The sequence below is a fragment of the Providencia rustigianii DSM 4541 genome, assembly GCF_000156395.1.
Taxonomy (GTDB): domain Bacteria; phylum Pseudomonadota; class Gammaproteobacteria; order Enterobacterales; family Enterobacteriaceae; genus Providencia; species Providencia rustigianii.
In genome coordinates, this window is sequence record NZ_GG703820.1 from 25,862 (window position 1) to 45,039 (window position 19,178).

Annotated in this window: 19 protein-coding genes; 4 read left to right on the forward strand and 15 right to left on the reverse strand. The window is 40.8% G+C overall.

Features of this window, described 5'->3' with window-relative positions; genetic code table 11:
• Positions 1-73: 73 nt before the first annotated feature.
• The 10 genes from recA to gpt all read right to left on the reverse strand — a co-directional run bounded on the left by recA (position 74) and on the right by gpt (position 10,696).
• Positions 74-1,141: a recombinase RecA gene (gene recA, locus PROVRUST_RS14485; RefSeq protein ID WP_006815611.1), complete on the reverse strand. Its 1,068-nt coding sequence runs from the start codon at positions 1,139-1,141 to the stop codon at positions 74-76.
• Between the two features lie 92 nt (positions 1,142-1,233).
• Positions 1,234-1,749, reverse strand: coding sequence for a nicotinamide-nucleotide amidase (gene pncC, locus PROVRUST_RS14490; RefSeq protein ID WP_006815612.1), 516 nt, complete (start codon positions 1,747-1,749; stop codon positions 1,234-1,236).
• 14 nt (positions 1,750-1,763) lie between these two features.
• The gene (gene lplT / locus PROVRUST_RS14495) at positions 1,764-2,966 is read right to left on the reverse strand and encodes a lysophospholipid transporter LplT (protein WP_006815613.1); all 1,203 of its coding nucleotides are present in this window, start codon (positions 2,964-2,966) and stop codon (positions 1,764-1,766) included.
• 1 nt (position 2,967) lies between these two features.
• A complete protein-coding gene (gene aas / locus PROVRUST_RS14500) occupies positions 2,968-5,115 on the reverse strand; it encodes a bifunctional acyl-ACP--phospholipid O-acyltransferase/long-chain-fatty-acid--ACP ligase (protein WP_006815614.1) in 2,148 nt (715 codons plus the stop codon).
• A 126-nt stretch (positions 5,116-5,241) separates the two neighbouring features.
• On the reverse strand, positions 5,242-5,739 hold the full coding sequence (aroL, locus tag PROVRUST_RS14505; protein WP_006815615.1) for a shikimate kinase AroL: 498 nt from the start codon (positions 5,737-5,739) through the stop codon (positions 5,242-5,244).
• A 132-nt stretch (positions 5,740-5,871) separates the two neighbouring features.
• Positions 5,872-7,125, reverse strand: a complete 1,254-nt coding sequence (gene proA, locus PROVRUST_RS14510) for a glutamate-5-semialdehyde dehydrogenase (RefSeq protein WP_006815616.1) — start codon at positions 7,123-7,125, stop codon at positions 5,872-5,874.
• Positions 7,126-7,127: 2 nt separating this feature from the next.
• On the reverse strand, positions 7,128-8,231 hold the full coding sequence (gene proB / locus PROVRUST_RS14515; protein ID WP_039855654.1) for a glutamate 5-kinase: 1,104 nt from the start codon (positions 8,229-8,231) through the stop codon (positions 7,128-7,130).
• 115 nt (positions 8,232-8,346) lie between these two features.
• Positions 8,347-8,748 carry a sigma factor-binding protein Crl gene (crl, locus tag PROVRUST_RS14520; RefSeq protein ID WP_039855545.1) on the reverse strand — a complete coding sequence of 134 codons (402 nt, stop codon included), beginning with the start codon at positions 8,746-8,748 and terminating at the stop codon, positions 8,347-8,349.
• Between the two features lie 71 nt (positions 8,749-8,819).
• Positions 8,820-10,070 carry an esterase FrsA gene (frsA, locus tag PROVRUST_RS14525; RefSeq protein ID WP_039855547.1) on the reverse strand — a complete coding sequence of 417 codons (1,251 nt, stop codon included), beginning with the start codon at positions 10,068-10,070 and terminating at the stop codon, positions 8,820-8,822.
• A gap of 161 nt (positions 10,071-10,231) precedes the next feature.
• The gene (gene gpt / locus PROVRUST_RS14530) at positions 10,232-10,696 is read right to left on the reverse strand and encodes a xanthine phosphoribosyltransferase (protein ID WP_006815620.1); all 465 of its coding nucleotides are present in this window, start codon (positions 10,694-10,696) and stop codon (positions 10,232-10,234) included.
• A gap of 309 nt (positions 10,697-11,005) precedes the next feature.
• On the opposite strand from gpt, the gene pepD reads away from it, so the two are divergent.
• On the forward strand, positions 11,006-12,466 hold the full coding sequence (gene pepD / locus PROVRUST_RS14535) for a beta-Ala-His dipeptidase (RefSeq protein ID WP_006815621.1): 1,461 nt from the start codon (positions 11,006-11,008) through the stop codon (positions 12,464-12,466).
• Between the two features lie 50 nt (positions 12,467-12,516).
• On the opposite strand, the gene dinB is transcribed toward pepD, so the two are convergent.
• Positions 12,517-13,572, reverse strand: a complete 1,056-nt coding sequence (dinB, locus tag PROVRUST_RS14540) for a DNA polymerase IV (protein WP_006815622.1) — start codon at positions 13,570-13,572, stop codon at positions 12,517-12,519.
• A gap of 305 nt (positions 13,573-13,877) precedes the next feature.
• On the opposite strand from dinB, the gene PROVRUST_RS14545 reads away from it, so the two are divergent.
• From PROVRUST_RS14545 to PROVRUST_RS14555, 3 genes are all read left to right on the forward strand, one after another.
• Positions 13,878-14,774 (forward strand): glycerophosphodiester phosphodiesterase family protein, encoded by an 897-nt coding sequence (locus PROVRUST_RS14545; protein ID WP_006815623.1) that lies wholly within the window; start codon positions 13,878-13,880, stop codon positions 14,772-14,774.
• A gap of 175 nt (positions 14,775-14,949) precedes the next feature.
• A complete protein-coding gene (locus PROVRUST_RS14550; protein ID WP_006815624.1) occupies positions 14,950-15,309 on the forward strand; it encodes a hypothetical protein in 360 nt (119 codons plus the stop codon).
• A gap of 23 nt (positions 15,310-15,332) precedes the next feature.
• Positions 15,333-15,701: a hypothetical protein gene (locus PROVRUST_RS14555; RefSeq protein WP_006815625.1), complete on the forward strand. Its 369-nt coding sequence runs from the start codon at positions 15,333-15,335 to the stop codon at positions 15,699-15,701.
• 137 nt (positions 15,702-15,838) lie between these two features.
• Here PROVRUST_RS14555 and nqrM read toward each other — a convergent pair whose 3' ends face one another.
• From nqrM to nqrE, 4 genes are all read right to left on the reverse strand, one after another.
• Positions 15,839-16,066, reverse strand: a complete 228-nt coding sequence (gene nqrM, locus PROVRUST_RS14560; RefSeq protein WP_006815626.1) for a (Na+)-NQR maturation NqrM — start codon at positions 16,064-16,066, stop codon at positions 15,839-15,841.
• Between the two features lie 16 nt (positions 16,067-16,082).
• Positions 16,083-17,114, reverse strand: coding sequence for an FAD:protein FMN transferase (locus PROVRUST_RS14565; RefSeq protein ID WP_006815627.1), 1,032 nt, complete (start codon positions 17,112-17,114; stop codon positions 16,083-16,085).
• Between the two features lie 222 nt (positions 17,115-17,336).
• Positions 17,337-18,563 (reverse strand): NADH:ubiquinone reductase (Na(+)-transporting) subunit F, encoded by a 1,227-nt coding sequence (gene nqrF / locus PROVRUST_RS14570; protein WP_006815628.1) that lies wholly within the window; start codon positions 18,561-18,563, stop codon positions 17,337-17,339.
• Positions 18,564-18,578: 15 nt separating this feature from the next.
• Positions 18,579-19,175, reverse strand: coding sequence for an NADH:ubiquinone reductase (Na(+)-transporting) subunit E (gene nqrE / locus PROVRUST_RS14575; protein WP_006657396.1), 597 nt, complete (start codon positions 19,173-19,175; stop codon positions 18,579-18,581).
• Between the last annotated feature and the right edge of the window lie 3 nt (positions 19,176-19,178).

A 19,178-nucleotide genomic window follows, 5' to 3' on the forward strand; every position in this document is an offset into this window, starting at 1 on the left:
AAAAATAAAAAAACGCCATCCTATACAGAATGACGTTTATATTTTTCTTTATTTTCAAGAAACTAACTAAAGATTAAAACTCTTCAGGTGTTTCCTCTACATCAGAATCACTGACAAAGTCTGTTGTTGTATTGCTAAGTTCACCAGTATGGCTCAATAACATTTCACGCAGTTTTGTATCAATTTCTTTGGCAACATCTGGATGCTCTTTCAAATAGGTCGTTGAATTAGCTTTACCTTGACCAATCTTGTCGCCATTGTAGCTATACCAAGCACCGGCTTTCTCAATAAGCTTATGTTTAACACCAAGATCGATTAACTCACCAAAGGTATTGATACCTTCACCATAAAGAATTTGGAATTCAGCTTGTTTAAATGGCGCAGCAACTTTGTTTTTCACGACTTTAACGCGAGTTTCGCTACCAACAATTTCTTCACCGTTTTTAACTGCACCAATACGACGAATATCTAAGCGAACAGAAGCGTAAAACTTCAGTGCGTTACCACCAGTGGTGGTCTCTGGGTTACCAAACATCACACCAATTTTCATACGAATTTGGTTGATAAAGATCAGTAAGGTATTTGAGTTTTTCAGGTTACCAGCAAGCTTACGCATTGCTTGGCTCATCATACGAGCCGCTAGACCCATATGAGAATCACCGATTTCACCTTCAATTTCAGCTTTAGGTGTTAAAGCTGCAACTGAGTCAACAATGATAACATCAACAGCACCAGAGCGAGTCAGTGCGTCACAGATTTCTAATGCTTGTTCACCCGTATCTGGCTGAGAACACAGCAGGTTATCAATATCTACACCAAGCTTTTTAGCATAAACAGGATCAAGGGCATGTTCTGCATCAATAAACGCACATGTTTTACCGCTGCGTTGTGCAGAAGCGATCACTTGTAAAGTCAGTGTAGTTTTACCTGAGGATTCAGGACCGTAGATTTCAACAATACGTCCTAATGGCAAGCCACCAGCACCCAAAGCGACGTCAAGAGATAAAGATCCCGTTGAGATAGTTTCAACGTCCATAGTACGGTCTTCACCAAGACGCATAATGGAGCCTTTACCAAACTGCTTTTCAATTTGACCGAGTGCCGCTGCAAGCGCTTTTTGTTTGTTTTCATCAATAGCCATGTTGACTCCTTCAGGCAATGGTCTTGACCATTGCGAATAAAACGATTGAATTCGATTTGTTGAAATCAAGTATACTGTATAATCATACAGTATCAAGAAAATTTTTCAGTTATTAGCTGCAAAAGCATTTGAAGTGCATAACCCGTTGATTGTAAACGAACTTGATTTCTATCACCGCCAAATATTTGGTGGCTTGTGACCACATCAACAGAATTATCAGCCCGTTTTAAGGCAAAACCAAACCATACTGTACCCACAGGTTTTTCATCACTTCCGCCGCCAGGACCTGCAATGCCACTGACTGACATAGAAAAATCTGCATTAGCCTCACTGAGGGCCCCTAATGCCATTTCCTGAACGACTTGCTGACTCACAGCACCAAACGTGTTTAATGAAGATTCTTTAACACCAATCATTTGATGTTTAGCTTCATTACTGTAAGTCACAAAACCACGGTAAAAATAAGCTGAGCTACCAGAAATATCAGTCAGAACTTTCGCAATCCAACCACCTGTGCAGGATTCCGCCGCTGTCACTGTTTTACCTTGTTTTAGTAAATATTCGCCTAGCTGAATACTTAATATTTCGAGCTGTTTCTCATCTATCATTTGGTTATTCACTATTATGCTGTTTTCTTACGAGCGCGATCCCAAATCCATAATCCCGCAATACCTATTGCGAATACCACACCAAAACCAATGCCTACGCCTACTACAGAGAATCCGACCTTAATAGCGAGTGAATATAACCCTAGCATTAATAACATTGCACTATTTTCGCCAAGGTTTTGCACAGCTATCGCGTTCCCTGCGCCAACGGTTTCTTTACCTTTTTCCTGTAAAAGAGCATTCAGTGGCACAACAAATAAGCCCCCAAAAATCCCTAACACCATCAGGATAAAATAGGATGGAATAATATTAGTTTGTAATGAGAGTAATACCACCATCACCCCAATAACAATACCCGCAGGAATACAACGATATACCGTTTTTAAAGTGATAAATTTGGCGGCTAAACCAGCACCAACAACAATCCCCACAGCCACCATCGCATTCAAAATAGTTGGCGTTGTATTATCTTGTAAACCGAGCGCTACGGGTACCCATGCCACTAATAAAAAGCGTAATGTGACCCCTGCTCCCCAAAACATACTCGTTCCCACTAAAGAGAATCGGCTTTCTTGATTTGCCCATAAAACTCGGCAAGCGGTGAAAAAATCACTAAGTAATAATTTAAAATTCCAACCTTTTGCAGGCCTTGCCGCCACAAGATGCGGAATAAAGAAGTTTACGCCAACCGCCAACGCATACAACACAGTACAAGTACCAAGTGCTAATAATAAGTTGATATCCGACAGCATCCCCCCAACTACGGATCCTACTAAAATCGCTGCAATCGTCGAGGCCTCCATTAATCCGTTCGCTTTAACAAGGTTTTCTCCCCCCGTAAGCTCACCTAAAATTCCGTATTTTGCAGGTGAATAAGATGCAGCACCAATGCCGACTAACCCATAACATAAGAATGGATTAAGCCCTAAACAGATCCCGAGCGCGCCAATAAATTTAAATACATTGGAAAACAGCATTACGCGACCTTTGGAGAATCGATCAGCGATTTGCCCCACAAAAGGGGCCAAAATAATATAGGTAAATACAAATACCATTTGCAGAATTGGGTGGCTCCATTCTGGATAAAACTCCGCTTTTAGCTGGGCTAATATTGCAAAAAGTAAAGCATTATCAGCAAATGCAGACAGGAATTGGGATGCCAAGACAGCTTTCATTCCAGTACTCATTAATGGCGTATTCGGTGCGCTATCCTGCATACTAATCCCCTTTCAATGCCATTTGTTTCAGAGTAACAAAGTCTGTTTTACCGCTTCCTAGCACGGGCAATTCTTTCACCCAACGAATATCTCGAGGAACAGCCAGTTCCGTTAAACCTTTTGCTTTTGCTGCCGCAGAAAGCGCACTACGATCCAGTTCTTTATCCGTAGTGAATAGCACCAGCGCTTCACCTTTGCTACTGTCTGGTTTGGTGACCACACCATGGTCACTTTGCGGGGAAATTTCAGTCACCATTTGTTCAATACTTTCCAGAGAAACCATTTCACCCGCTAATTTAGCAAAACGTTTCACGCGCCCTTTAATCGTACAGAAGTTTTTATTATCAAGTTCGACGATATCCCCAGTGTCATACCAACCGTCTTCGATTTCTCCTTGAGCATTTTCTGCTTTAGGTACCTCAAGGATACCAGGGGCTTCTACACGCAAATACCCTTTCATAATATTCGGGCCTTTCAGCTGTAATTTCCCTCCGTGCTCAATCCCCGGAAGCGAAATCAGACGCGCTTCCATACACGGTAAAATTTGCCCTACAGAACCCTCTTTTGCAGCCATTGGTACATTGATAGACACAATTGGCGCACATTCAGTAACGCCATAACCTTCAAGAATTCGAATACCAAATTTTTCATACCAAATCTTCTTGGTTTTATCTGATAGCTTTTCCGCTCCAGCAACTACATAACGAACTCGAGCAAAATCATATGGATGCGCAAATCGCGCATAATTACCTAAGAATGTTGATGTTCCAAATAACACGGTACAATTTCGGTCATAAACCAATTCAGGAATAATTCGATAATGCAGAGGGCTTGGATATAGGAATACACGACTCCCCGAAAATAGAGGAATAAACAGCCCTACCGTTAGACCAAATGCATGAAATAGGGGCAATGAGGACATAAAGCGGTCGCGCGGAGTAAAATCAGCAATAGTTTTAATTTGCTCGATATTTGCCATTAAGCTGCCATGACTATGCACCACACCTTTAGGCGTTCCTTCAGAGCCAGAAGTAAATAATACAATAGCCTCATCATCGATATTACGAGGAACAATCGCCTTACGCGGGGAGAATAAGTGTTTCACAATCCATAATTTATCTTGGAAAGTAACTGTATCTTTTAAATCCTCAAGATAAATCCACGTTGCTTCAGGAACTTGTTCAGGAATATGGGTTAATTTACCTTTTTCGAGAAATTGTCTGGAGGTAAAGACTACTTTTGCTGTTGATGCTTTAAGTGCATTGCTAATTCCATGGCTACCCGCTGTATAGTTCAGCATTGCAGGAACACGGCCTCGCATTAACGCCCCGAAAATAGCCGCAGCGGTTACTGTTGTGTTCGGTAATAAAATGCCAATTCGCTCATTTTCATGAGTATAACGCTCGATAATCCGCCCGACGCCTAGGGATTTTTTTAGTAGCCCTTGGTAGGTATCTTCTTTAAATGAGATATCTTCAATGCAAGGGGAACGACGACCGTAACGTTCGATACTGTCAAGGAACGCTTCCACCAATGTCATTGGTTGGCGAGATGCCATACGCGCTGATTTCATGATTTGATACAGATGCTCACCCGCTAAAGCACGGCGCTCTACCGCACGAGGCGCTTCTGGCATAGGAATAGATTCAGCAGGTAGAATATGCAGTGTGATTTTGGGAAACCACTTTAATGGTATGATACCTTTCAGGCGACCTAAGTGGCTACGTTCTGGACCATCGATTCGGATAGGGACAACTTTTGCGCCAGACTTAGCCGCAATAAAGGCAGCCCCTTCATAAATTTTCATTAATGAGCCATGAACAGATATTCTCCCTTCAGGGAAAATGACGATCGGGCGCCCTTTATCAACTTCTCTGACAAGGTGCCTTAAACCTAAAGGGTTTTTAGGATCGAGAGCCACAACATCCGCATAAGGCTTGAGCCGCTTGATCATCTTTGGTGTTGCCACCGTGCTGTACATAGCAAAGACGGGCTTCACCGGCAAAAATAGTGCAATTAACACACCATCAAGGAAAGAAACATGGTTAGGCGTAATTATGCATTTGTCTTGATTGAATTCTTTCGCATCGCCAATAACTTCGACGCGAAATAAAAATCGAAGTACTTTTTTAATTATTTTTGCCAACATAATGATTCTCTTTATTATGGTGATTGTTTTATTTATTAACTAACAATTAGATACTGCAATAATTATGTCGCGGTCATTCCGTAGCATTAAGCGGTTTATTCCTAAAGCGCTCGATATAGCCAATAATTATGTCAAATTTGCGATCTGGCTAATAATAGCATCAATAGACTGATTGGCATCAATAACGTGATGAGCTGTTGATAGATAAATGGGATCCCTCTGCTCCATGACTTCTGCAATTTCTTCAAGCAATGATTTCCCCGTTAAGCTTGGTCGCTGCTCAGCTTGCGGTTCAGCTGCGAGTCGCTTAGCGAGAATTTCTGGCGTCGAATGCAAATAAATAACGACACCATTATCACGCATCACTTGCTGGTTTTCAGGAGCCAAAATAATTCCGCCACCTGTAGAAACAATCGCATCTTGAGATTGAATTGATTTCAAAACATCGCTTTCAAGATGGCGAAAATAATCCCATCCTTGCAGTTCAACAATTTCAGCAATACTCATTCCCGCTTGTTCGACAATACATTTGTCTGTATCAATAAATTGGTATCCCGTTTTTTCTGCGAGTCTTTTACCAATTGTTGTTTTTCCCGAGCCTCTTGGACCAATAATGTAAAACATCGATATCATCCCATTATCATGATTACTATTATAAATTAGCTGTACTCATGCTTCTTGAAGGTAAGCCAAAATGGCAAACAATATAAAAAATAAAGCCACAACACTGTGTGGCTTACAATTATTATGTCTCAATTAAGGTCGACTTAAAAAATCGCCATAACCAATCCATTTATAAGTAGTCAGTGCATCCAGGCCCATAGGCCCGCGAGAATGTAATTTTTGAGTACTTACGGCTACTTCCGCGCCCAATCCAAATTGACCGCCATCAGTAAAGCGAGTGCTCGCATTGACATACACTGCCGCTGAATCCACACGTTTAACAAAATCGTCCGCTAGAGAAATAGACTCTGTCAAAATTGCATCTGAATGCGCAGTACCATATTGGCGAATATGATCAATTGCTTCATCGATACCTGAAACAATTTCTACATTCAGATCCAGTGACAGCCATTCATCAACCAATTCTTCAGCTTTTACAGGCACAACTTTTGCTGCACCTTTTTCAAGAAATGGCATGGCTTTCTCGCTCGCATGTAACGTCACTTTCTGTTGTGCCATTTTTTCACTCAAGCGAGGTAAGAAATCTGCAGCAATGTTTTCATGCACTAAAAGCGTTTCAAGCGAGTTACATGCGCTTGGACGCTGAACTTTTGCATTGGTAATCACACTGAGTGCTTTATCAAAATCAATAGATTCATCCACAAAGGTATGACAAACACCGATTCCTCCTGTGATTACAGGAATAGTCGATTGTTCACGGCACAGTTTATGTAAACCAGCGCCCCCACGCGGAATAAGCATATCAACATAACGATCCAGTTTGAGCAACTGTGTGACTAACTCACGATCTGGATTATTGATTGCCTGAACTGCATCAGCAGGTAACCCACTGTTTTTTAATGCTTGCTGAATAACATTTACCACGGCAAGATTGGTATTATGTGTTTCTTTACCGCCTCTGAGGATCACGGCATTACCCGTTTTTAAGCATAAGGATGCCACGTCGACAGTGACATTAGGACGCGCCTCATAAATCACGCCAATAACCCCAAGAGGTACACGACGACGTTGTAAACTCAAGCCACTATCAAGCTCGCTACCATCCAATACCTGACCAACCGGATCGGCTAATTGGCACACTTTTCTGACATCATCAGCAATGTTTTTTAGACGAGCTTCAGTTAGCAGTAAACGGTCTTGTAAAGCCTCACTCATGCCACTTTGTTTAGCTTGAGCCATATCTTGTTGGTTAGCCGCTAGGATCACCGCACTTTCTTGTTCTAACAGATCCGCAATTTGCTCAAGTGCTGTATTTTTTTGTTTTGTATTTAGTTGAGCCAGTTGCCATGACGCAGTACGCGCCGCTTTACCCATTTTCTCTAACATAATTAACTCACTATCATATCGTCGCGATGAACCGCGACAGAGCCGTGTTCATAGCCAAGGATTTTACTAATTTCTTGAGAGTGATGACCTGCAATCATCCTTAATGCATCACTATTATAGTGACTCACTCCGTGGGCTAGATCTTTACCTGCCATATTGCGAATACGGATTACTGCACCACGAGAAAAATCACCCTCGATTTTTTTTATGCCTTTTGGCAATAACGAACTACCTTTTTCTACGATAGCCAGTTGCGCCCCATCATCAATATAGATATCTCCTGCGGCTGGTGCACCAAAAATCCAACGCTTACGATTTTCCATTGGGTTTTTCTGCCCATAAAAACGTGTGCCTACAGGAATATTTTCGATCACTGAGTTGATCACATCGGGTTTATTGCCCGCAGCAATAATGACATCAATCCCGGCTCTACCCGCCACATCTGCAGCTTGTAGTTTAGTCGCCATCCCCCCCGTTCCCAATCCAGTGACGCTATCCCCAGCCATCCGGCGTAAATCATCATTGATACCATGTACTTCTGGAATGAGTTTCGCATCCGGATTACTGCGAGGATCTGCATCATACAGGCCTTCGATATCTGTCAGTAATAACAATTTATCTGCATCCCCAAGGATAGCGGCTAAAGCAGATAAGTTGTCATTATCTCCAACTTTGATTTCTGCTGTTGCAACCGCATCATTTTCGTTAATAACAGGAATAATCCCGTTATCTAACAAAGCTTGAAGTGTGTCTCTAGCATTCAAAAAACGTTCACGGTCTTCTAAATCAGCGCGAGTTAATAACATTTGGCCGATATGAATTCCATAAATGGAAAATAGCCGTTCCCATAGTTGGATCAAACGACTTTGACCGACCGCCGCTAGCAACTGCTTAGATGCAATGGTAGCCGGCAATTCGGGGTAATTAAGATGTTCACGACCAGCAGCAATGGCGCCAGAGGTGACAATAATAATACGGTGACCTTTTTCATACTGCTGCGCACACTGTCTTACCAGCTCAACAATATGAGCTTGATTTAAACGACGTGAGCCCCCTGTTAATACACTAGTGCCAAGTTTAACCACTAGCGTTTGGCTATTTTTCATCATTTTTCTGCCATTAGGATTAATAAATACAACGTAGCTATCAGTTTTATCAGGAGAAGCGCGTTATGCCAACAGGCATAACGCAAAATTAAACAAAAGTTGGCTTAAAACAATTTTATGCGCTTAATTCCAGTTTTAATTCTGTCATTAAAGGGGATGGGTATAAGGTTAATTCAAGCTCTGATAATCTTTGAGAAAGACTTTTATGAAACGAAACGAGATTTTTTTCTACGGCTTTCGTTGTCTCTGAATTCTTTAGCGTTTTTGCCTGCCAATTTCCCTGATTATCATACATCCCAAGATGATAGGCGAATTCAAATCCTTCATGGGTAGATACCAACTCTAACCACCACCCCCAAAACTCACGTTTCTCTGGTGCGATATTCGCATTCACACAAACCACGAGACTATCGAAAAAATAGCAATCTTTAAGAGATTGTTTCTCTCGTAAATAAGGACCTATTGCAGCAAATTTCTTTAAATATTTTCCATTCGAGTAATCAGTCGGTAAAGCCATATTAAGGATCTCCTTCTTGGGAAGATCCCTTTTTAACAAATGTTAAAAAATAAGCAAGTTATTCAATAGAATTATAATATTTTACTTTCTAACCATTTTGTCGTTTCAGACATAGAACGCTCGAAAGCCTCGAAAACAGGGCTATTAGGCAATACTAATAAATGACTATCCATAGATGATCGAATAATTAAATCAGAATCAGCTTTCGGGCTATAAGGATCATCTTTGAAACAAACGGACATCATAGGTACTCGATTACGACGCCCTAATAGACCTTGAGTTTTTAACGAATAACAACTTAGCTCATGGCGTAATGATTGCCCATCAACTTGAAAAATGCCTAATCGACTCGCAAAAACATCCAAAACCATACGAGGGATATTTTTTTGGTATTTTTCTTCGTGTAATAAACTATGAACAATAGGGCCAATGGTTGCCACTGCTTTAATTTTATCAGGGCACATATATGCCAACCTAATAGCAATATTCGCTCCAAACCGAATTCCCGTTATCCCAAACCGTGTATGGTCAATCCATGGGATAGTGTCGAGCTGGCGAACGATCTGCTCATGCAGAGTACTGGTTTCTTGGGATAGATTGTACTTAATGGAATAACCAATAGATGGCATATCCAATGTTAACATTGCGATACCCAGAGGTTCTAAATAGTCACGAAAATAGCGGCTATAGTCAATCTGTAAGCTATCAAGCATCCCACAAACCATGACGGTAGGGTATGGCCCTTGCACTCCAGATGGAATATGTAGGAAACCACAAACTTCTTTTCCCCCATCAACCTTGAATGCAATTTTCTTGAGCTGATAGTCAGAGAATTTCGCAGCGCTATCGTATGCTTTGCAAGCGAGTAATATGGCTTGGTCTGCTAGCTCATCCCCTTTAATAAATGGATAGGCGGCAATACTATATAAATTAGCAGCGTGTAACCAAGCTTCACTCGCTTTATCACCTTTTTCATATTTCAATGCTTTTTGCTGCCAATGCATTGCTTGCGTTGACCATTCAAAACACCAATTACCTCGGCGATTACCAATGATGGTATCTAACCACTCATCACTGCTACGTTTTGCATCAGCCACCGCTATCCGGCTGAGAACCTCTTCAATTTCAATGGCATCAATTCCACGCCAAATCCATAGAAGACGGTTAATCATGCGATACCAATGGGTGTGCTGGGAGCCACTTAATACACTATGGTCTTTGAATTGCGACAGTGTATGGGAGGAATAGGAAACTAATGTCGAGGTTTCGACTTGTCTAACTCTAGGTTTAAACAGTTTTTCGGATAAATTTTGTTGAGTCATTTTGCTTCCCTAATCTTACCAATCAATCTGCCACATAAAAAACAAAGGGGAGTGCATTTGCACTCCCCTATATCATATCGTGTTTTGTTCAAATCATTTAGGTATTAATGTGTTGTTTATCATAAATAAACACTCACTAATCTTTGAACAACACAACCAGATTATTTATCTTGTTCACACAGAGGCTCAATGAAAACAACCCCCATATCCCAAGGCTGTTCAATCCATGTGTTTTGTGGAATATCAACCACATAGTCATCAACTAATGGACGACCTGCTGGTTTAGCAAAGATGGTGACAAAATGAGCTTTCGGATACATATCTCGAATCGCTTGTGCCGTACCGCCAGTATCAACTAAATCATCGATAACGATAAAGCCTTCGCCATCACCTTCTGCACGCTTAATCACTTGCATTTCGCGCTGATTATTATGGTCGTAGCTAGAGATACAAACGGTGTCAACATGACGAATACCCAGCTCACGCGCCAATAATGCGCCTGGGACTAAACCACCACGGCTTACTGCGATGATGCCTGTCCATTGTTTTGCTGGTAATAAACGTTGTGCGAGTTTACGGGCATGTATTTGCAACATATCCCACGTTACGACATATTTTTCGCTCATAAAATTCGGGTCCCGACTTGAGTAAAACAGAAATGTGTCTTGCGGAAAAAAGGTTGCGCGAGATTATAGTGATTCGACGCAGGAAAAACCAGCAAAACCATCCCTCAGAATGAATTATTCTTATTAGCACTCTCCATTATTCGATAGAAAGTGGTATGCTGATTCAATACATAAAACCGCTTAAAACTTGAGTTTTTACACTTAAGTGCAATACAAAATTCAACCGTGAACTTCGCCAGTTGATTGTTTGGGTGTTCGTAAACTCTACAGCTTGAAATATGGCGGGGAAAAAGATCTAAGGAGAAAACAGTGTCACAACTCGCTACACTAAAACCACAACCGCTGTGGGATATTTTCGCTAAAATCTGTTCCATCCCTCACCCTTCTAAACACGAAGAAGCCTTAGCTGCTCATATTATTGAGTGGTCAAAAGGTAAAGGTCTTCACGTTGAGCGTGACCAAGTTGGAAATATTCTAATTCGTAAGCCAGCAACTCCAGGCTATGAAAACCGCAAGCCAGTTGTATTGCAAGCTCACTTAGATATGGTGCCACAGAAAAATAACGACACGGAACACGACTTTACTAAAGATCCTATCCGTCCTTATATCAACGGCGAGTGGGTGACTGCGGAAGGTACAACTTTAGGTGCGGATAATGGTATCGGTATGGCATCAGCGATTGCCGTATTAGCTGATGAAAGCGTTGAACATGGTCCACTGGAAGTCTTACTAACCATGACAGAAGAAACCGGAATGGACGGTGCTTTTGGCTTACAACCTAACTGGCTACAAGCTGATATTCTAATCAATACTGACTCAGAAGAAGAAGGCGAGATCTACATGGGTTGTGCGGGTGGCGTAGACTTCACTGCAACATTTGATTTAACCCGTGAAGCTTTACCTCAAGGTTATAAAACGTTCACCATGACGTTAAAAGGCCTCAAAGGTGGTCACTCTGGTGGAGATATTCACTTAGGTTTAGGAAACGCTAACAAGCTATTAGCTCGTTTCTTAGCTGGTCATGCTGAAGAATTAAACTTAAAACTGTTGGAATTCACTGGCGGTACTTTGCGTAATGCTATCCCTCGCGAAGGTCATGCCACCATTGCAGTACCAGCGGATAAAGTTGCTGAATTAACGGTATTAAGAACTCGCTACGAAGGTATTCTGAAAAATGAATTGGCTGCTGTAGAACCTAACTTAGTTTTAGTTTTAGAAGAAACTTCCAGTGCGTTAAAAGCACTAACTGATGATTGCCAACAACGTTTGGTTTTCTTCCTAAACTCAGCACCAAGCGGCGTAATCCGTATGAGTGATGTTGTCAAAGGGGTTGTAGAAACTTCGCTGAATGAAGGCGTCGTGAAAATGACGGAAGATAAAGCTGAAGTGATCTTCTTAGTTCGTTCCCTGATCGATACAGGTAAAAACTACGTTGTGAACATGCTGACCTCTTTAAGTAAGTTAGCAAAAGCTCAGTTCCGCGCAGAAGGTGGATACCCTGGATGGCAGCCAGATGCTGACTCGCCAGTCATGCATATTGTGAGTGATACTTACCAAAAATTGTTCGGTAAAACACCCAATATCATGGTGATCCATGCGGGTCTTGAGTGTGGTTTGTTCAAAAAACCTTACCCACTAATGGACATGGTTTCTATTGGACCAACTATCCGCGGTGCTCACTCACCAGACGAACGTGTACATATCGAAAGCGTAGGTCAATACTGGACGTTATTAACCGCGATCCTCAAAGCGATCCCCGTTAAAAACTAACCCGTATTCAATGAAATTTGGGGTCATCGGCATATGACCCCACTTTTTGTTCACAATATCAAAGACAGCTGTCTCTCTAACTGAGGATTCTGAAGCGATACATGTAAGCCAACCAGCCTGACACCTCGCCCTAAGCGTCTATTGTCCCAAGCCTGTTTTGCTAACTGAATGAGATCTTGTTTATTAATGATGGGATACACATGTTCCTGGGTCGTTTGTTGAAAATCTTCAAATTTCAATTTTACGCCTTGCCGAGCAATTCGTAGATCCGGCTTAATTTTCTCTAAGCGAAAATAGAGCTCATCATACAAAGTATCTAACAGTGGTAAACACTCATCCCAATGATGAATATCTTTTGCTAATGTACGCTCAACACCCACCGATTTTCGAACCCTTTCTGGATTAATAGGGCGATCATCAACGCCATGGCAGCGCTCCCATAGAGCCTGACCAAATTTCCCCATACTTTTAATCAACGACAACATGTCATACTTTTGCACATCTGCGCAGGTTAATAGCCCCATATCCGCGAGTTTTTGAGCTGTGACTTTCCCCACCCCTGGGATTTTCTTTAAGGGAAGAGAAGCAACAAATGAAGGTAGCTCTTGAGGAGTAATAACATATTGTCCATTGGGCTTATTCAAATCCGATGCAATTTTAGCTAGAAACTTAATTGGTGCTATTCCTGCTGATGCAGTGAGTTGTAGCTCATCAAATATTTGTTGACGGATTGCCTCGGCAATTAATGTGGCCGAGCCATGAAGCTGTAAACAATCCGTCACATCTAAATAGGCTTCATCCAAAGATAGCGGTTCGATTAAATCTGTATAACGGGAAAATATTTGACGAATATGAATCGAGGTTTCTTTATAAACCGCCATTCTACCGGGCACCACTTTAAGATGAGGACAAAGCTTTAGAGCCATTCCCGTAGACATAGCACTATGCACCCCATAACGACGCGCTTCATAGTTTGCTGTACTAATCACACCTCGACGATCTGCACTCCCACCTACAGCAAGGGGAACATGGCGCAGCTCAGGATTATCACGCATTTCTATCGCAGCAAAAAAGCAGTCCATATCAATATGAATAATTTTACGCATGATAGATGCCCTACCCACCAAAAATAACTGTTTAAATATACAGTTATTTTATTAGCCATGCAATGAGTTCTGAAAATACCATTTTGAAGATGACAATAATTATAAATGTAATAACACAACTTCCACTCACAACTTATTCATCTGATTGAAATAAATTTCTGAGACACTGCTAATGAGCCTAAATACTCAAAGTTACTCCTAATTTGCCGGCTCGCTACTTACAAAGTCTACTAAAAACATTAAAACAGGTATTCATTTAATTTCTCTCTAGTTTCTTGAATTCACTATTTTTATGGATAATACACATGCCAATGATATCAACATCAATATTCAAAAAATCTACTGTTATCGGATTACTACTTTTGGCTAGCCAATCAGCCTTTGCCTTAACACCACACATTGTTGCCCATCGTGCAGGAACAGCAGATGCGCCAGAAAACACCCTCTATGCTATCGAGTTAGCAAAGAAAAATAATGCCGATGCGATTTGGTTAACGGTTCAATTAAGCCAAGATAATCAGCTGGTGCTTTATCGCCCAAGTGATTTAGATGCACTAACAGATAAGAACGGTATGGTTTCAAATTACACCGCTAAACAGCTGAGCCAAATTAATGCGGCCTATAAGTTTAATCAAAAGAATAACGCGAAATTACCTGCTCTCCAAACCACGATTACTACATTAGAAAACGTATTATCCCAATATCCTGACACGACTTTTTATATTGATTTAAAGTCCCCCGATGCGAACCCAGAAACTCAAGCTCAAGCAATTCTAGCGTTGTTAAACAAGACTAAAGCTTTTAATCAGGTACGTTTCTATTCCACTAATGATTCATTTTTGAAAGCACTGAAACCGCTTTCATCCCAAACTCAGCTCTTTGAAAGTCGCGATGAAACTCGCACTATGTTAGCCAATAGCGTAATGAGCCACCAATGCTCGGTAGAAAATGATAAATCAGCAACTCGTTGGTATGGCTTTGAACTACATCGCAAAGTCGAAGTTGTCGAGAAATATACGTTAGGTGAAGCCCGCTCTCCTGCGACTTTATCGTGGGATAAAGAAGCGATTGATTGCTTTAGAAAAAATGGTAACGCTTATATTATTGTCTTTGGCGTAAATAATGAAAGTGACTACCAGCTTGCTAAAGATATTGGCGCTAATGCGGTGATGGTTGATTCCCCTAAAGCCTTTAAAAAGTAATCTTATTTTTAAGCTACTTATTTGGCACCATATGATGTCCATTTTAAGTAGCTTAATTTATTTCTATTAGCCCCTCTCTTTTCATTAATCAATAACATTCAATATTAATTACACTATCAATTTAAAATGCCATGATATTTAAAATCCAAATATTCATAGAGGAAAAAATTTGGCTATGTCAAAAGGTATCTTATCAATTGAGAACATGTGGAATGAAGATATAAAAAAAGTAGAAATTATTTTTCAAAATAATGCAAATGAGTATGAAAGTGCATTTATTTCTTATAATTTAAAAGATAAACAAATACTTACTGATATATTTGAATTTCAATTTTCTGTCACAGAAATGAGCAATTGGAAAGGGAAAATCATAACGAAGAGTGGAGAAACTTGGGATAGTGGCGATTTTTTATCATGTAAAATTAATGAACGAGATAATGGTAAAGTCAAAATTAGTTTTAATGGTAACGTGAAGAGCTTATTTGTTAATTACCCTGTCTCTATTTCATGCTCTAAAAAAATGCAATTAATTTAACCATAGCAACGAGAGGAAATAAAATGACAATCGAACGTTGCCATATAACATTTGAAAATTTTTGGGGAGAAGATTTAAATAAGGTTAGAATCATTCATGATATTTCAGATTTGCATTCTCCTGTTCAAGGTATGTACCTATATAATGTAAAAAATCTGTCTACTACCCCTGATGCATTATCCTTTTTTTATCGCGTTGAAGATCCCCATCACTGGATAGTTGAATTTGTTACCCAGTCTGGTAAGCACTGGAGATCTTCCGTTAACTTTACCTGCCAAATAAAGCCTGAAGATAATCATCAAGTCATATTGGGTATTAATGGTGAATCTAAACGTTTATATGCAGCATTCCCGGCATCAAGCTCCTGCTCAACTGAATTATTTGTAGTCTGATGAATCTAAGTAGTAAAAATGTTGTTTTAGTCACCGAGCTTTTTCACACAAAAATGCACTTTCTTTTATAACAAAAAACCTTAGTCAGATGATATCCATCATGACTAAGGCTGAAGATAAAATAGTCAGTTTAAAAATCAAATAATTCGATTTTTCTCTAACATTTTTTTACGGGCTTCTTCACGTGCCATACGTTTTTTACGGGCATCACAAGGCTCAGGGCAGTCACAAACCTTTTCAACACCAATACTGCTTAAACCACCGCAGCTTCCTTGAATACTTTTACGCTTAATAATGTATCCAAGAGACATACCCAAAAATGCCAACAAAAATAAGGCAAAGGTTGCCAGAAAAACATTCAGCATTCCTTTATTCTCCTATTTACTGCTTCTTCTGTAAAAATGGTTCGAATGCCTTAGTGTAACGCTCTTCGAAACCTTTATCTGTCTTCACTATCATAAAAACAGGAACATTCATTTTTTCTGCTAGTGCTAGACCAGCTTCAGGACCCAGTACATTCAAACCTGTCGATAAACCATCAGCCGTCATGCAATCGTCAGCCAGTACAGTAATAGAAACTAGCTTATGAGAAATAGGTTTACCTGTTTTAGGGTCGATAGTATGAGAAAAATGCACACCATCTTGCTCAAAATAATTACGATAATCACCCGAAGTCGCGATAGATAAATCACCCGGTTCGATAATTTCTTGAGCAGTTTGGCTCACACCATCCGTTGCCGGTTTTTCAATCGCGATACGCCATGGAGCATCCTTACCATTCTTACCTTTAGTTCGGACCTCACCACCAATATCAACCATATAATTATTAATATTAAGAGATTCCAAGTACTCAGCAACGACATCAACACCATAGCCTTTTGCGATGGAAGAGAGATCGACATAAAGCTCAGGGATAGTTTTAATCAGGTTGTTATCTTGTACTGCAAGCTTATCAATACCTATCCATGCACGACGTTTAGCCAAATCTTCGTCTGTCGGAGCTTTAGTCACTCGACCTTCAGGACCAAATCCCCAAAGATTAACCAGAGGCCCAACAGTCACATCTAATGAACCATCCGTTAATTTGTTAATTTCAATCGCTTTGCTAACAACTTTTGCTGTTGCCGCAGAGACCGGGAAAGGAACATTCACTTCAGTAGATTGATTAAAGCGACTTAATTCCGAGCCCGGACGATAAGTAGACATTTGGTCATTAACTTCTTCCAAACGTTTATCAATTTCAGTTTGAATCACTTCAGGTGTCGGCTCTGAAGAGTCAGTTACATATTTAACAGAATAATAGGTACCCATGGTTTGTCCCTGAAGATTTTGTTGCTCAGGTCCACCACAGGCTGCAAGAAAGAGAGTGGCTGCGAATAACAGCACAGGGGCAATTACTTTTCTGTTTAGCATAAATTTTCTCAGCGTTAATTGTAAGCGCCACTAGAGAGGTGCTGAGACTTCCAAAAAACTCAACATGTCACAAACCTAGAGAATACTCACGTTTAAAAATAGAAATACCAGTTTGGTTATTTAAGTTTACAACCAAAAAGAGGAAAAAACCGTTTTTTTCCTCTTTACAGTCAATTAGCGCCCAGTAACCTGGGCGCTTGGTGAATAGTTTCGGCCTATTTATTAACCACCGAAATCATCCAGTAAAATATTTTCGTCTTCAACACCCAGATCTTTCAGCATCTTGATGACCGCGGCATTCATCACTGGAGGCCCACACATGTAGAACTCACAGTCTTCTGGTGCTGGGTGATCTTTGAGATAGTTTTCATACAGGACATTGTGAATAAACCCTGTGTATCCATCCCAATTATCTTCCGGTAAAGCATCAGAAAGGGCAACATTCCATGTAAAGTTATCATGCTCTGCAGCTAACTGATCGAAATCTTCCACATAGAACATTTCACGTTTTGAACGCGCACCGTACCAGAAACTAATCTTACGTTTAGAATTCAAACGGCGTAGCTGGTCGAAAATGTGAGAACGCATTGGAGCCATACCCGCACCACCACCGATGAAGATCATTTCTGCATCCGTATCTTTCGCGAAGAATTCACCGAATGGACCCGAAATTGTCACTTTATCACCCGGCTTTAATGACCAAATGTAAGATGACATAATTCCCGGTGGTACATCAGGATTGCGCGGAGGTGGCGTTGCAATACGCACGTTGAGCATGATAATACCGTGCTCATCAGGGTAGTTAGCCATCGAGTAAGCACGAACTGTTTCTTCTTTAACATCAGAAACATAGCGAAACAGGTTGAATTTATCCCAATCTTCACGGTATTCCTCAGGTACATCAAAGTCTGAGTACTTCACCACATGAGGAGGACATTCAATCTGAATAAAACCACCCGCACGGAATGGAACCACTTCTCCCTCAGGAATTTTTAACTTCAGCTCTTTAATGAACGTCGCTTTGTTATCATTGGAGATAACTTCGCATTCCCATTTTTTCACGCCGAAAATTTCTTCAGGTAATTCAATCTTAAGGTCTTGTTTTACGTTAACCTGGCACGCCAGACGGCAACCTTCTTTCGCTTCACGTTTATTGATGTGAGAAAGCTCAGTTGGCAGGATGTCACCACCGCCCTCTTTGATTTTCACACGGCACTGACCACATGAACCACCGCCACCACAGGCAGAAGAAACAAAGATACCTTGGTTTGCTAACATACCTAACAGCTTATCGCCTGCTGGAGCATCAAAGCTCTTATCAGGATCGCCGTTGACTTCAACTTTAATGTTCCCTGTATTGACCAACTTGGACTTTGCAAACAGGATCAGACCTGTCAAAGCCAAGACAATCAGGGTGAACATAACTACGCCTAGAATAATAATATCCATGAATTCTTCTCGCCTTTATAGCTGCACACCGGAGAAGGACATAAAGCCCAATGCCATCAAACCGGTCGTAACAAAGGTGATACCTAACCCTTTTAGACCCGCTGGAATGTCTGAATACTTCATTTTTTCACGGATAGCCGCCATTAAGACGATAGCCAACATCCAACCTATACCGGAACCAAAACCATAAACGATGGATTCCGTAAAGTTATAGTCGCGCTGAGCCATGAAAGATACACCACCAAAGATTGCGCAGTTAACGGTGATCAACGGTAAGAAGATCCCTAGTGCGTTATACAGTGATGGGAAGTAACGATCCAAAATCATTTCCAGAATTTGAACTAATGCAGCAATCACACCGATAAAGGTAATGAAGTTTAGGAATGATAAATCCACACCTTCAACCAAAGCCCCATCACGCAACACTAGGTTGTATACGAGGTTATTGGCAGGAACAGAAATACCTAAAACAACAGTAACGGCAATACCCAGTCCAAACGCAGTTTTTACATTCTTCGATACTGCAAGGAATGTACACATTCCTAAGAAGAAGGCTAATGCCATGTTTTCAATGAAAATGGCTTTAACAAATAAACTAATATAATGTTCCATACT

Coding starts and splice junctions, on each gene's coding strand:
- proB (WP_039855654.1), bottom strand. CDS start 8,231: ATGAAAAATAGCCAAACGCTAGTGGTTAAACTTGGCACTAGTGTATTA.
- recA (WP_006815611.1), bottom strand. CDS start 1,141: ATGGCTATTGATGAAAACAAACAAAAAGCGCTTGCAGCGGCACTCGGT.
- dinB (WP_006815622.1), bottom strand. CDS start 13,572: ATGCGTAAAATTATTCATATTGATATGGACTGCTTTTTTGCTGCGATA.
- PROVRUST_RS14565 (WP_006815627.1), bottom strand. CDS start 17,114: ATGCTAAACAGAAAAGTAATTGCCCCTGTGCTGTTATTCGCAGCCACT.
- pncC (WP_006815612.1), bottom strand. CDS start 1,749: ATGATAGATGAGAAACAGCTCGAAATATTAAGTATTCAGCTAGGCGAA.
- PROVRUST_RS14550 (WP_006815624.1), top strand. CDS start 14,950: ATGTCAAAAGGTATCTTATCAATTGAGAACATGTGGAATGAAGATATA.
- PROVRUST_RS14555 (WP_006815625.1), top strand. CDS start 15,333: ATGACAATCGAACGTTGCCATATAACATTTGAAAATTTTTGGGGAGAA.
- PROVRUST_RS14545 (WP_006815623.1), top strand. CDS start 13,878: ATGCCAATGATATCAACATCAATATTCAAAAAATCTACTGTTATCGGA.
- nqrM (WP_006815626.1), bottom strand. CDS start 16,066: ATGCTGAATGTTTTTCTGGCAACCTTTGCCTTATTTTTGTTGGCATTT.
- crl (WP_039855545.1), bottom strand. CDS start 8,748: ATGGCTTTACCGACTGATTACTCGAATGGAAAATATTTAAAGAAATTT.
- aas (WP_006815614.1), bottom strand. CDS start 5,115: ATGTTGGCAAAAATAATTAAAAAAGTACTTCGATTTTTATTTCGCGTC.
- aroL (WP_006815615.1), bottom strand. CDS start 5,739: ATGTTTTACATTATTGGTCCAAGAGGCTCGGGAAAAACAACAATTGGT.
- nqrF (WP_006815628.1), bottom strand. CDS start 18,563: ATGGATATTATTATTCTAGGCGTAGTTATGTTCACCCTGATTGTCTTG.
- lplT (WP_006815613.1), bottom strand. CDS start 2,966: ATGCAGGATAGCGCACCGAATACGCCATTAATGAGTACTGGAATGAAA.
- frsA (WP_039855547.1), bottom strand. CDS start 10,070: ATGACTCAACAAAATTTATCCGAAAAACTGTTTAAACCTAGAGTTAGA.
- nqrE (WP_006657396.1), bottom strand. CDS start 19,175: ATGGAACATTATATTAGTTTATTTGTTAAAGCCATTTTCATTGAAAAC.
- proA (WP_006815616.1), bottom strand. CDS start 7,125: ATGTTAGAGAAAATGGGTAAAGCGGCGCGTACTGCGTCATGGCAACTG.
- gpt (WP_006815620.1), bottom strand. CDS start 10,696: ATGAGCGAAAAATATGTCGTAACGTGGGATATGTTGCAAATACATGCC.